This is a genomic window from Brevundimonas sp. (assembly GCF_050729455.1).
Lineage (GTDB): Bacteria > Pseudomonadota > Alphaproteobacteria > Caulobacterales > Caulobacteraceae > Brevundimonas.
Map to the genome: position 1 here is coordinate 33,076 of NZ_JBOHLI010000020.1, position 13,537 is coordinate 46,612.

General features: G+C 67.0%; 10 protein-coding genes and 1 tRNA gene. 2 read left to right on the forward strand and 9 right to left on the reverse strand.

The genetic code is table 11. The annotated features are described in order from the left end of the window. Window positions 1-156 precede the first annotated feature (156 nt). Entirely contained in the window at window positions 157-1,110 is a 954-nt protein-coding gene (locus ACREEF_RS07150) for a LysR family transcriptional regulator (RefSeq protein ID WP_431564906.1), read from the forward strand. On the opposite strand, the gene ACREEF_RS07155 is transcribed toward ACREEF_RS07150, so the two are convergent. From ACREEF_RS07155 to ACREEF_RS07190, 8 genes are all read right to left on the reverse strand, one after another. Then, complete coding sequence (locus tag ACREEF_RS07155; RefSeq protein WP_431564907.1) at window positions 1,100-2,482, reverse strand: amino acid permease; 1,383 nt, start codon at window positions 2,480-2,482, stop codon at window positions 1,100-1,102. The two genes, ACREEF_RS07150 and ACREEF_RS07155, sit on opposite strands and share 11 nt — an antisense overlap. Window positions 2,483-2,505: 23 nt before the next feature. Continuing rightward, window positions 2,506-3,765: a kynureninase gene (gene kynU, locus ACREEF_RS07160; RefSeq protein ID WP_431564908.1), complete on the reverse strand. Its 1,260-nt coding sequence runs from the start codon at window positions 3,763-3,765 to the stop codon at window positions 2,506-2,508. Window position 3,766: 1 nt separating this feature from the next. Next, window positions 3,767-5,221 carry an aldehyde dehydrogenase family protein gene (locus ACREEF_RS07165; protein WP_431564909.1) on the reverse strand — a complete coding sequence of 485 codons (1,455 nt, stop codon included), beginning with the start codon at window positions 5,219-5,221 and terminating at the stop codon, window positions 3,767-3,769. Further along, window positions 5,218-6,846, reverse strand: coding sequence for a thiamine pyrophosphate-binding protein (locus ACREEF_RS07170; protein WP_431564910.1), 1,629 nt, complete (start codon window positions 6,844-6,846; stop codon window positions 5,218-5,220). The genes ACREEF_RS07165 and ACREEF_RS07170 overlap by 4 nt, the downstream gene beginning before the upstream one ends. A gap of 112 nt (window positions 6,847-6,958) precedes the next feature. Further along, a complete protein-coding gene (locus ACREEF_RS07175) occupies window positions 6,959-7,642 on the reverse strand; it encodes a fumarylacetoacetate hydrolase family protein (RefSeq protein ID WP_431564911.1) in 684 nt (227 codons plus the stop codon). An 18-nt stretch (window positions 7,643-7,660) separates the two neighbouring features. Continuing rightward, window positions 7,661-8,581 (reverse strand): hypothetical protein, encoded by a 921-nt coding sequence (locus ACREEF_RS07180; RefSeq protein ID WP_431564912.1) that lies wholly within the window; start codon window positions 8,579-8,581, stop codon window positions 7,661-7,663. A 10-nt stretch (window positions 8,582-8,591) separates the two neighbouring features. Then, entirely contained in the window at window positions 8,592-10,322 is a 1,731-nt protein-coding gene (locus tag ACREEF_RS07185) for a hypothetical protein (RefSeq protein WP_431564913.1), read from the reverse strand. A 66-nt stretch (window positions 10,323-10,388) separates the two neighbouring features. Next, window positions 10,389-12,773 carry a TonB-dependent receptor gene (locus ACREEF_RS07190; protein WP_431564915.1) on the reverse strand — a complete coding sequence of 795 codons (2,385 nt, stop codon included), beginning with the start codon at window positions 12,771-12,773 and terminating at the stop codon, window positions 10,389-10,391. A gap of 214 nt (window positions 12,774-12,987) precedes the next feature. On the opposite strand from ACREEF_RS07190, the gene ACREEF_RS07195 reads away from it, so the two are divergent. Then, complete coding sequence (locus ACREEF_RS07195; RefSeq protein ID WP_431564914.1) at window positions 12,988-13,434, forward strand: hypothetical protein; 447 nt, start codon at window positions 12,988-12,990, stop codon at window positions 13,432-13,434. Here ACREEF_RS07195 and ACREEF_RS07200 read toward each other — a convergent pair. Then, window positions 13,413-13,489, reverse strand: a tRNA-Met gene (locus ACREEF_RS07200). The two genes, ACREEF_RS07195 and ACREEF_RS07200, sit on opposite strands and share 22 nt — an antisense overlap. Between the last annotated feature and the right edge of the window lie 48 nt (window positions 13,490-13,537).

Consider the following 13,537-nt stretch of genomic DNA (forward strand, 5'->3'; position numbering starts at 1 on the left):
GTCGCCGCGCCTGTCCATCCGTCGTCCCCGCAGCCGCGTCTGGCGCAGGGGGTCATGAGGTTGAGTAGCGGGGGACGGCTATCAACAATAATCCAGAGGCTTGCCCCAGCTATTACAAAACAGCTATAACGCGTTCAAAGCGGCGCAGGATGCATCATGCCCAAATTCCACGAGAACTTCCTGCTAGGTCGGCTGAAGCTGCGCCAGCTGCGGCTGCTGACGGCGATCGCCGACGAGGGCACGGTGCTCAAGGGGTCGCAGGCCCTGAACATCGCACAGCCCGCCGCGACCAAGAGCATCAAGGAGCTGGAAGACGCCCTGGGCGTCCAGTTGTTCGATCGCTCCTCACGGGGCGTGACCCCGACCGATTTCGGCAAGGTGATGATCAAGCACGCCAAGCTGATCCTGACCCAGCTGCGCCACGCGGGCGAAGAGCTGCAATCGCTCGAGGAAGGGCTTTCGGGCCGGGTCCATGTCGGCACCCTGCTGGCCGCCTCGACCTCGCTGCTGCCGCGCGCCCTGGCGCGGCTACGCGAACAGCGGCCGGGGATCGCGGTCACGGTGACCGAAGGCACCATCGACCGCCTGATGCCGGCCCTGCGCACCGGCGACCTCGACGTCGTGCTGGGCCGCCTGCCCGAGTATCGCGAGCGCGAGGGCCTGAAGCAGGACGTCCTCTATCTCGACACCGTGGCCATCATGGTGCGCGCCGACCATCCGTTGACCCAACGGGCGTCGCTGACCCTCGCCGATCTGGTCGATCAGGCCTGGGTCATGCCGCCGCCGCAGACCTCGCTGCGCCGCCAGATCGACGCCGCCTTCCGCCACGAAGGGCTCGAGCCCCCGCACGACGTGATCGAATCCGTGTCGATCCTGACCAACCACGGCCTGCTGATGAACACCGACATGATCGCCGCCATGCCGCATCAGGTCGGCGACGGTCAGGCTGGGCTGACGATCCTGCCCATCGTTCTGGAAGGCGCGATTTCACGCATCGGCGCGACCACCCACGCCCACGTCGAGCTGTCCGCCGCCGCCCGCTACTTCATGGACATCATCCACGAGGTAGCGGGCGAGATCCGCGACGAGCTGGGGCAGGTCAAGGCGTAGGCGCCGACTTCCGCGACAGGCGCTGCCAGATGAAATAGGCCGAAGCGACGACGATCAGCCACGGCACGCCGGCGACCAAGGCCACCTGCCAATCGGCGTGGAGCGCCATCGTCACCGTGATTGCGGCCAGCAGAACCAGCCCCAGGATCTGGGCATAGGGGAAGAAGGGCATCCGCACCGCCAGGTCGACGCCTTTGTGGCGGTGCCGGAAGCGCAGGTGGCTGGCCAGAATGGTGCTCCACACCAGCAGGCCGCCGAACAGAACGATCCCGAACAGATAGTTGTAGGCCATCGGGGTCAGGGCCGAGATCGAGGCTGCGGCCAGGATGCCGACGCCGGTGACCAGCGTCGCGCGCATCGGCGCCTTCTGCGCATTCAGTTCGCCCAGGGCGCGCGGCGCATAGCCTCCGCGCGCCAGCGAAAACAGCATGCGCGAGCCCAGGTAGATGCTGGTGTTCATCGCGGACAGGGCCGCCGAGGCGACGACGAAGTTCATGATGCCCGCCGCATAGGGAATGCCCGCGCTGGCGAACATTTTCACGAACGGACTTTCGGTCACCACCTTGGCCCCGGACTCGGTCCACGGAATAAAGGCGACGATGATGAACAGGGCCAGGATGTAGAAGAGGAACAGACGCCCCGCCATCGTGCGCAGCGCCGCCGGGATCGCCTTCTTCGGATCCTTGGCCTCGCTGGCGGTGCCGACGACGAACTCCAGCCCCATGAAGGAAAACAGGGCCATCAGCACGGCCAGCCAGACGCCGGAGAAGCCGTTGGGCAGGAAGCCGCCCGCCAGCCCCGTGACATTGTGCAGGCCGATGGGATCGCCGACCACGCCGAAGATGCGGCTGAGGCCGACCAGGATGAAGCCGACGATGGCCGACACCTTGATGACGGTGAGCCAGTATTCGACCGAGCCGAAATTATGCACCGCCCGCGTGTTCACCCAGACCACGACGCCGGCGCTTCCGAGCGCCCACATCCAGACCGGCGTGCCGGGGAACCACCAGCGCATATAGATGCCGACGGCGATCGCCTCGCTGCCGATCAGCAGCACCTGCTGGATCCAGTAGGTGTAGCGAACGATGAAGCCCATCAGCGGGCCGAGGTAGATTTCGGCATAGGTGCCGAACGATCCCGCGGTCGGGTGGACGACGGCCATTTCGGACAGGCTGAACACCATGATCACCGCGATCAGCGCGGCGATGACATAGCTGACGAGCACGCCGGGGCCGGCGTAGCCGATGGCGATGCCCGACCCCATGAACAGCCCGGTGCCGATCGCCCCGCCCAGGCCGATCATGACGATCTGCGCCTTGCTCAGCCCGCGCTCCAGCCCCGCCTCGCGGTCGATGTAGGTCTGTTCGTCCATCGCACTTCCCCCTCGTGCCTTGCTCATGTGACGGCTTCGCGGGCCTGATGTTCGGGCGCGTTCCAGACCCCGCCATCCATGATCGCCGCCAGTCGCTCCACCGCGTCCCAGACATCGGCATAGCCGACATAGAGCGGCGTGAAGCCAAAGCGCACCGTATCCGGCGCGCGGAAATCGCCGATGACGCCGGCCGCGATCAGGGCGCGCATGATCGGATAGCCGTCGGCATGGGCGAACGACACCTGGCTGCCGCGCGCGGCGGCGTCACGCGGCGACGCCAGGGTGAAGCCGTGACCGGCGCAGCGCTGCTCGACCAGGCGGATGAACAGGTCGGTCAGGGCCATCGACTTGGTGCGGATCGCCGCCATGTCCGCGGAAAGGTGGATATCCAGCCCGGTTTCGACCAGCGCCATCGACAGGATCGGCTGGGTGCCGATCAGGAACTGGCGCAGGCCCGTCTGCGGGCGATAGCCGGGTTCAAAGGCGAAGGGCGCGGCATGGCCCCACCAGCCGGTCACCGGTTGATGTGCCTGACCCTGATGCCGTTTGGCGACGAACAGGAAGGCGGGCGAACCCGGCCCGCCGTTCAGATACTTGTAGGTGCAGCCGACGGCGAAGTCCGCCTGACAGCCGTTCAGGTCGACCGGCATGGCGCCCGCGCTGTGGCACAGGTCCCAGACAGCCAGCGCCCCGGCGGCTTGAGCCCGCGCGGTGATCGCCGCCATGTCGTGGACATGGCCGGTCTTGTAATGAACATGGGTGATGGCGACGGCGATGGTGTTCGCGTCGATCGCGTCGGCGATCTCGTCCTTTTCACACAGGCGAACCGACACCCGGCCGCCGGTCGCGGCGGCGACACCCTCGGCGATGTAGTTGTTGGTCGGGAAGTTGCTGCCTTCCAGGATCAGGACATTGCGGTCGGGGCGCATGGCCACCGCCGCCGACAGCACCTTGTACAGGTTCTGGCTGGTGGAATCGCAGAGGATGACCTCGCCCGCCCCCGCGCCGATCAGGGGCGCCAACTTGTCGCCCAGCCGCACCGGCAGGTCGAACCAGCCGGCGCTGCTCCAGCTCTTGATCAGGTCCGTGCCCCACTCGCGGGTCACCACATCCAGCGCCCGGGCGCTGGCGCCCTTGGGCATGGCCCCCAGCGAATTGCCGTCGAGGTAGATCATCCCCTCGGGCAGGTCGAAACGGTCCCGCAGCGGCGCCAGCAGATCGGCGCGATCCATCGCCTCGCACCAGGCGCGGTCAGGCGTCTCGGGGATTTCTATTCGGGTCACGTCAAGCGTCATGGAAACACACTACCTTCGTCTGGGACATCTCACGCACCGCAAAACGCACGCCTTCCCGCCCCATATTGCCCCGCCCGGCGCCGCCGAACGGCATGGCGTCGAGGCGGTAATCGGTCGAATCATTAATCATCACACCGGCCGCCCGCAGACGGCGAGCCGCATGACGCGCGTGGCGTAGGGATTCTGTGAATATCGCGGCATGGATCGCGTAGTCGGCGCGATTGGCGGCCGCGATGGCCTCGTCCAGATCGCTGAAGCGGAACAGGCTGACCACCGGGCCGAAGGCTTCCTGGCAGGACACCCGCGCCTCCTCCGGCACGTCCGCCAGCAAGGTCGGGCGGACCAGGGCGCCGACGCGTTCGCCGCCGGTCAGCAGGGTCGCGCCCTGCGCCACCGCCTCCTGCGTCCAGGCCAGGATGCGCTCGGCCTGCTGCAGGCCGATCATCGGGCCGATCTCGGTCGCGGGGTTCATCGGATCGCCGACGCTCAAGGCCTCGGTCGCCGCCACCATGGCGTCGCGAAAGGCGTCGTGGACAGCCACATGGACATAGATGCGCTGCACCCCGATGCAGTTCTGCCCCGCCGCGCCGAAGGCCCCCGAGGCGCAGGCCTGGGCCGCCCGGTCGATGTCGGCGTCGTCCATCACGATGACCGGGCCGTTGCCGCCCAGCTCCATCGCCACGCGCTTCATCCCGGCCGAACGGCAGATCGCCTGGCCGACGCCGGCCCCGCCGGTGAAGCTGACCATGGCCACGTCGTCATGGCTGGTCAGGGCGTCGCCGAAATCGCACCCGCGTCCCGTCAGCAGGTTGAGCGCGCCGTCGGGCAGTCCCGCCGCGAGCAGCAGCCGCGCCAGCATGACGGCGACCAGCGGCGCCTGCTCGGCGGGCTTCAGCACCACCGCATTGCCCGCCGCCAGGGCCGGGCCGACCTTGTGGCAGATCAGGTTCAGCGGATCGTTGAAGGGGGTGATGGCGACGATCACGCCCAGGGGTTCATGCAGGTAATGACCCGAGCGCGTTTCGCCGCCGGGGAAGCTGTCGAAGGCGATGGTCTCGCCCGCCAGCCGCGTGGCTTCTTCCGCCGACAGGCGCAGGGTGTTGACCGCGCGCGCGACCTCGCGCGTGGCAGACCGCACCGGTTTGCCGGTCTCGGCTGTGATCGCGACGGCGAAACGGGCGGCGTCGCCCTCCAGCGCCGTCGCCGCGCTATGCAGGATGCGGGCCCGTGCCCCGGTCGACAGGTCGCGCATCGCCTCGGCCCCGACCACCGCGCTGGCCACCGCCCGCTCGACGTGCGTGACGTCGGCGCAGGCCGCCTCGCCCAGCACGTCGCCGGAAAAGGGGTTGCGCACGGTCATGGTTTCAGCCGCCGTTTCCCAGCCGCCGCCGATCAGCAACGACCGGCCGGTTTCGGGCAGTACGCGCCTCACAGCCAGGCTCACGGCTTGTCCTTGCGCAGCACCAGCTCATCATACTCGCGGCTGTCCAGCAGGGCTTCGACGATCACCGGGCCATCGGCGGCGAAGCCGGCCTCCAGCGCCGCGCGGAACTCGGCCGGGTCACGCGCCACTGTCACCGGCACGCCGAACAGCGACGGCCCGCCGATGGTCCCTTCGGCGCGCACCGGCGTGCCATAGATGGGGTTCGACTTCTTCTCCTGCTTGATGCGGATCAGCGCCAGGTCGTTGTCGGTGAAGATGACGATCACCAGCGGCAGCTTCTCGCGCACCGCCGTGGCCAGCTCGCCCGCCGTCATCAGGAAGCCGCCGTCGCCCAGGACGCAGCAGACCGGCGTGTCCGGGCGGCACAGCTTGGCCGCGATCGCGGCGGGCAGGCCGAAGCCCATCGCCGACCAGCCGTTGGTCATGATCTGAGTCCCCGGCGCAGGGGTGCGCCAGTGCTGGCCGATCAGGTGGGTGTGGGCGCCGACATCGCAGGTCATGATGCCGTCGGCGGGCAGGACGTCGCGCAGCACGTCCAGCGCGGCGCGGGGGCCGAAGGGCCCTTCGCCTCCGGCCAGACGCGCGAACATCTCTTCCCGGCGCGACGCCAAGGCGGCCAGGTCCCAGTCCTTGGCGGTCGCCGGGAGCGCCAGCAGGGCGTCGAGGGCGGGCGCGACGGCGCCGACGACATCGGCGACGACCGGATGAACCGCCCGATAGATATCGGCGGGGACGATGTCGATGCTGGCCAGCGCCAGCCCGTCGCGCATCCAGCTTTCATAGTTGAATTCGATGGGGTCATAGCCGACCGCGACCACCAGATCGGCCTCGGCGTGGGTCTGGCCGACTAGGTCGGACAGGGCGTGAAACAGGACGCCGGCGTAATTGGGGTGGGCCTCCGTCACCATGCCCTTGGCCATCGGCGTCAGCAGCACCGGCAGGCCGAAACGCTCGGCCAGCGCAAGGATGCGATCCTGCACGCCCGCATGAACGGCGCCGAGGCCGATGGCCAGCACGGGCTTCGCGGCGGCGGCGAAGGCCGCGATCAGGGCCTCGACAGCGGCCGCATCGGGCGCGGGGACCGGGTCAGCGGCGGGCGGCGCGATGCGCGCCTCCTCGACCGCGACGGCGCTCATCCCCTGGGGCAGGCCGACATGGACCGCGCCGGGACGGCCCGACAGGGCGATCCGCGCGGCCTCGGCCAGGGTGTCGACGGCGGTGTCGGCCTCGATCCGCATCGTCGCCTTGGTCAGGGGCGCGAACAGGGCCTGATGGTCGATCCCCATCTGCACCGTGCGGCTGCGCCAGGCGGCGGGCATTTCATCGGTCAGGGCGATCATCGGCGAACGGTCCAGCGTCGCCCCGCCCACCCCGGTCGCCAGGTTGGTGGCGCCGGGCCCGAAGGTGCCGAAGCAGACGCCCGGAACCCCGGTCAGCCGCCCGCAGACATCGGCCATGAAGCCCGCCCCGCCCTCATGACTGGTCAGGACGAAGTCGATGCCGTCCGTGGTGCGGATCGCCTCCATGTAATCAACCCAGCCGCCGCTCGGGACGCCGAAGACATGACGCACCCCCATGTCGCGAAGAGCCGCAACCACGTTGCGGGCCACATTGGTCGATTTCATGCGCGATCCTTGAACAAGAGCCATCAGCCGTCTCCGGCCTAAGCCCGCGCGCCATAAACAAATAATACCGAATGGCCGCGACGATATGTCTATTATGTTATGATTGAGACGGTCAGACGAAGCGGTTGGCGATCGTCCCGACACCCTCGACGCCGCCTTCGACGACATCCCCGGCCTTGATGCGCCCGACGCCCGCAGGCGTCCCGGTATAGATCAGGTCGCCGGGCTTCAGTTCCACATAGGTCGACAGCGCGGCGATGATGTCGGCGACCGGCCAGATCATGTCGGCGATGTCGCCGTCCTGCCGCATCCCCCCATTCACCGCCAGCCAGATGCGCGCGTTCGATGGGTGGCCGATCTCGGCGGCCGGGCGGATCGGCGACAGCACCGCGCTGTGATCAAAGCCCTTGGCCATGTCCCAGGGCCTACCGCCCGCCTTGGCCTCGGCCTGAAGATCGCGGCGGGTCAGGTCATTGCCGACCGCATAGCCGAACACCACTCCCAGGGCGTCTTCGGGCGCGATATTGGCCCCCCCCTGCCCCAGCGCCACCACCAGCTCGATCTCGTGATGCAGGTTGGCGGTGCGCGACGGCATGGCGATCTCGGCCGTTCCCGCCACCACCGCATCTGCAGGCTTGGAGAAGAAGAAGGGCGGCTCGCGCGTGGGGTCGCCCCCCATTTCGCGCGCGTGGTCAGCGTAGTTCTTGCCCACGCAGAAGATGCGGCGGATCGGAAAGCGCCGGGCGTCGCCCGCGATTTCGGCGCTCGGCGGCGCGACGGTGAAAAGGGGGTCCATGGTCGGCGGCCTCATGTCTCAGGCGGGGGGATAGAGGGCCGCGCGGCACGGGCCGAGGTCGGCGTCGGTCAGGTTCGCTTCCCTGACGGCGTTCCACGGGCTGCCCATCCTGTCTTCGGGGCGATACCAGAAGCCGTAGAGCTTGCCGTTGGCCGCCACCAACGTCGCCGAGCCGATGCTGCCTTCTTCCTTGGAGAACCAGGCCAACCGCATGATGCGCCCAAAGGCCGTGCCGTGCAGCGTGCCCAGGCCGTTGTTGTAACAGCCCCGGATGTCCTGCCCGCTCTGTCGCAGGGCGATCGGGCCGTACTCATGGGCATAGACCCCGCTGACGTCAGCCTCGCCCGCCGCCCCGCGCTGGTCCAGTTCACCATAGACCGCCAGGTCGGACAGACGCGTGGCGCCGCTGCCCTTCCAGTTGCTGTCGATGCGCAGGCGCAGCCAGCGCGCGGAGGCTTCCTTGGGCAGTTCGATCAGCGTCTGCGCGTCGGCCTTGGCCTCGCCCGTGACCAGGGTCTCGAACGGCCCGTCGGGTCCGACGGTCGAGCCCAGCAGGGCGAAGCGTCGGACGGGCGAGCCCTCGGCGGTCTGCGACATCGAGCCGTCTTCGCGCACCACCGGCGCGAAACGGTTGTCTAGCGCGACCGCGCGCACCTTGCCGGTCCCCGCCAGCTCGAAGCTCAGCGTGTGCGGGAAGGCTGCGTCCTTCTCGGACAGCCAACCGTACTCAGGCCCGCCATCGACCAGATTGATCGTCCAGGTCGACCAGTGGCGTTTGGCCTCGCCCTGATCGGCTTCGGCGATCCCGCCCCAGGTGATGTGCAGGATGTTGTCGCCCAGAGCTTCCGCCGACACCGGGTCAGCGGGCTTGTCGACAGACGCGTTCGAGCATCCGGCGAGGAACAGGGCCCCCGCCGTCGCGGCTTTCCAGTGGCGCATGGTTTGATCCCTATTGGGCCTGGCGGCGTTCGGGCCAGGGCTTGTCCGGGGCGGTGAATTTCGGTTCGCCCAACAGGGGCGTCGACAGGGCGTAGACCGCGTTCACCGAGAAGGCCCAGATGATGTTCCGGTCGTATTCGGTGAAGACCGCGAAGGTGGAGTTGCCGAAGGTGTATTCGGGGACTTCCGTCTCGTTGGCGAAGCGGGGCACGAAATAGCCGGCGATGGTCGGCTGGGCCGGATCGCTGACGTCGAAGATCTGGATGCCCGCGTTGTAGAAGGCATAGGGGACGACGCCCTGGCGGCCATGCTCGGGCTGTCCCAGACCGCCCGAACGCTTCGGCCCGAAGCTGCCGCGTCGTTGGCAGAAGTCGGTGAATTCGGCGCCGGGCGGCGGCGTCGGACGCGGGAATTTCGCGGCGACGCGCAGGTTGGCGGGATCGCGGGCGTCGATCGAGAAGATGTCCTTGTAGGGCTCGTAGCAGTTCTCGTTCATCGGATAGCCGTTCGAGAAGACGAAGCCCGTCCGGTCATACTGGCTGACATCGACATTATCGAACTCGGTCCCGGCGAAGCTGGGCGGCACGCTGATGTGGCCCAGGGTCTGGGGGTTGGCCGGATCGCTGAGATCGAAGCTGTAGAAACCCAGTCCGCCCATGCCGCCGAAGCCGATCTTGCCGCCCTCCTCGACCGGCCTGGACAGGACGATCGGCGTGCGCGATCCCATCCAACTGGTGCGGTTGCCGGCGCGCGGATTGGCGCGATAGGCGGCCTCGCTTTCCGGGTCGCCCAGGACCTGACCCGGCACGGTGACCTGGGTGATGAATTTCGGGTCCGCCGGGTCCGACATGTCCCAGACCTGATAGCCCGGCGAGTAGAGATAGTCGGGATACTCGGTCAGCGAATAGCGGTCGTCGGGGGCGGCGGACAGCAGCATGTACTTGCCGCCCCACCAGGTCGCGCCGTCCAGCGCGCCCGATCCCTGCTGCTCGCCGATCGGGGCGTCGGGATGCTGATAGTCGGTCGTCCGCGTGGCGATCAGCTCCCACTGGTCCGGCGTCGGGCCGTTCATCGCGAAGACCTTGAAGCCCTTCAGCGAGTTGTAGTGACGCTGCGCCTCGACCTTGTCCGGCTCGCGGGTCTTGTCCTCCAGCAGACCGAACCGGCCGATCTCATAGGAGGCGACCAGCACATTGCGCTGAAGCTTTTCGCTCCAGGCGATGGTGACCCCGCCGAAGTAGTCGGTGACGGCCGAGGCGTCGAAGTCCTCGCTGGACCCCTGTGCATTCCAGACGCCGCCCTGCGACCAGACGATCCTGGCCGCGCGCGGATCGGTGACGTCCATGATCCGCAGGTAGTCGCGGTCATGGGTGTAGAGGTACCGCTTGCCGTCGAAATCAACGACGCTGGCCCAGGCGTGCCAGGGCGAGGTCACCGCCGGATAGAAGGCGACCACATCGACATTCTTGGCGTAGCTGTTCTGATCCCAATGCTCGAGTTGGCCGGGGAAGGACGGCGCGCTGGTGGTCAGCGGCGTGGCGACGGGATGGCGAAAGGCCCCGGTTTCGGGATCCATCCCATAGTCCACGCCTGGCGTCGGCGGGGCCGGCGGATGACCGGGGGCCACCGCCTGCCACGCCTTGAGCCAGGGATCGACGACGTTGATCGGACCGGGTTCGTGGCCGTTCCCGTCCCCGGCGCTCGCCGGGGTCAGGAACGCTGCATTGATCAACAAAGCCATGACGGCTGCCTTGATCCCGAAACTCCGCGTCATTGGCGATCCCCTCAATATCAACTGTACCGGTCCCTAGAAGCTGAACCGGGCGGTCACGCCATAGGTGCGCGGCGGGATGTAGGTGCCGTAGATGGTCCCGAAGAGATTGAGCTTGCTGGTGTAGTTGAGCTCATCCGTCAGATTCTTGACCCAGGCCGTCAGTTCCCACCTCCGGTCCGCGTTGCGGATGCCGATCCGGGCGTTGGCCAGGGTTTCGTCGTCGAACTTCAGCAACTCGGTGTTCGGGTTGTCGAAGAAGGTCGCGCCCGTGAACTGGAAGTCGCCGCCGGCGGTGAAGACCAGGTCGTTGCCGATCGGTCGGTCATAGTTGGCCGAAACCCCGAAGGCGTGCTCGGGCGTCCGTCGGCAAGTCTTGCCGTCCAGGTCGGTCCCGTCGTCATCGATGATCAGTTCGCCTGTGAAGTTGCACCGCGAATAGGCGTAGTTGCCGGACACGGTGAGCTCATCGGTCAGGCGGGCGTGGACATCCAGTTCCAGACCATAGGCCCGTGTGCCGTTCTCAGCGTTGAAGACGAAGTTGTCGGGCGGCATCCCCGGCCCCGGCGAGACGAACTGGTTGGTCTGCAGATTGTCGTACAGCGTGTAATAGGCCGCCGCGTTGAGGAAGACGCGTCGCTCGGCGAACGCCAGCTTGGCGCCGAGCTCGAAGCTGTCGGCGGTTTCAGGGTCGAACGACACCAGGGCCTCTGCCGGCGTGTTCGCGTCTTCACCGGTCCAGCCGCCCGGCTTGTAGCCTCGGGCGTAGCGGCCATAGAGCGACACGTCGTCGTTCGGCTCATAGCGCAGCGTGACGCTGGGCAGCCAGGCGTCCCACGACCGCTTCTCCCCGACGGTGAAGTTGACCGGTGCGCCTTCGAACGACTCGCCCGAGCGGTTGTTCGAATAGTCCTTGCGATCATAGGCGTAGCGCAGCCCCGCATCGAACGTCAGTTGCCCGGACAGGCTGTAGCTCACCTCGCCAAAGACGCCGATGTTGTCGTTCTTGGACGTCGTCACCGTGTGGTTGGAGCCGGGGAAAGGCGAAGCGGGCGTGCCGCCAAAGGCCATGGCGAAGGCGAACTCGGTGATCGCCTGGAAATCGGCGAACAGGAAGTTCACATCCTCGGCGCGGCGGATTTCCTCATGCAGATAATAGGCCCCGCCTTCCAGCCGCAGGGCGCCGCCCTTGTCCCAGCGCAGACGCGCTTCCTGCGAGAACTGCTTCACATCCTCCGCCTTGCCGCTGTCGAAATAGCTGTCGGGCACGGTCGCGAGATAGGTGTTCAGCCCCGCCAGCATGGCCGAGGTCACGTCGGGGGCGTTGGTGGCCGGATCTATCGGGAAGTCAAAGAACATGCCCGACCCGTCTTCACGGGCGGCCAGCTCGGAGTCGCGATAGGCGGTCTGCAGCGCGACGCTGAGGCTGTCGCTGGCCTCCCAGTCGACCGTGGCGCTGATCCCGTACATGTCGGAATTCTGATAGCCGGTGAAATTATGCGCGCCTTCGCGGCGCTTGTCGCTGCGGAACGGCGCATTGCGGTCCGGCAGAACAAAGCCCGGCAGGCTGGCGATCGGCGGCGCGAAGAAGCCGTTGTAGGTGACCTCGTGGCTGTCGCCGGGGACCACGATATCCACCCAGCGCGCGCCGTCGCGGTGGCGCGTATAATCGGCCGCCAGATTGATATCGAGCCGGTCGCTGGGCCGCCAGCGCAGCTGAGCCCGCCCCGACTGCGCGTTCTGATCCTCTTCGTCTCCGCCGCGCGTATTGATCGCATAGCCGTCGTGCGTGCGCGAACTGACGGCCAGACCGAAGCCCAGCGTATCCGACAAGGGACCGCTGACCGAGGTCGCCACGTCGAACTTGGCGTAGTTGCCCACCGTGACCTCGGCGCGACCCTCGAATTCATCGCCAGGCTTCTTGGTCACATAGTTGATCAGGCCGCCGACCACGCTCTTGCCGAACCGCAGCGCCTGCGGCCCCTTGAGCACCTCGACCCGCTCCAGATCATAGAGGTCGAGCTGGGCGCCCGTGCCGCGCGACATGTAGACGCCGTCGACAAAGATGCCGACCGCCCCGTCCGCCCCGGCCCCCTGGATGTCCGAGCCGATGCCGCGAATGAAGAGCTCGGTGTCCACCGCACGCTCGGCGCTGAGCTTCAGCCCCGGCACGCGATAGGCGATTTCCGAAAAGTCCTTGATACCGGCCTGCTCCAGCGCGGCGGCGCCGAACACCTGGACCGAGATCGGCACGTCCTGCAGACGCTCTTCACGCTTGCGCGCCGTGACCACGATGTCGTCAACCGAGGTCGTGGAGACGGCGGCGCCGTCCGTCGTCGATTGCGCCCACGCCGCGCCCGGCGCGACGCAGGCCGCCACAGTCGCCAGCAAGGCCCAGCGCAAATTCCGCTTCGATCTCATCACCCACCCCTCCCGATGACTGGACGCGCCTTGATCCTTGTACGGAGGAGCCCGTGCCAGTCTGATTTAATTCCCAAGAGGACGTTACTGGCGTTCTTATATCTATATAATAGATTGTACGATCTCAGATATTCACAAATGGCTATAGCGGCCACTGAGAGAAGCAGTGGAAATGAAGCCGCGGCCGGTCGTAGCGAAGCGATCCGGTAAACCAATGAGATTTCCCATCGACCTGCTGGTCGAACGGGCGCCGCAGGAACGCGAACTCGCCGAGATCGACGGAGCGATCGAGACGGCGGAGCTGAAGACGATCAGCGCGCCGCTTAAAGCGCACCGGATGGAGATCCAGGACCGCCTAGCATCCTATAGCGCGCCCTCAGTGATCCAGTTGCACCCCGGCGCGGCCGAGGCCTATCGCCGGTTGGCGACCGATCTACATCAGGCGATCGAAGGCGACGACGGCGAAGAAGTGCGCGTCGAACTACGCAAACTGATCGACCGCGTCGACTTCATCTCCGCGGAGGGCTTGGGCAAGTTCCAGTTGGAGGTGCACGGCAGCCTCGCCGCCCTGCTCGCCATGGGCGGGGCGCGGACAGCAAAAAGCCCCGCGGCTTTGGGCTGCGGGGCTTTTCGAGTGCTTGGGTGCGGGAGCAGGATTTGAACCTGCGACCTTCAGGTTATGAGCCTGACGAGCTACCGGGCTGCTCCATCCCGCGGCAAGGCGGTGTGTGAAGGAAGAATGTGGTTCGAGACCTGTCCTCAAG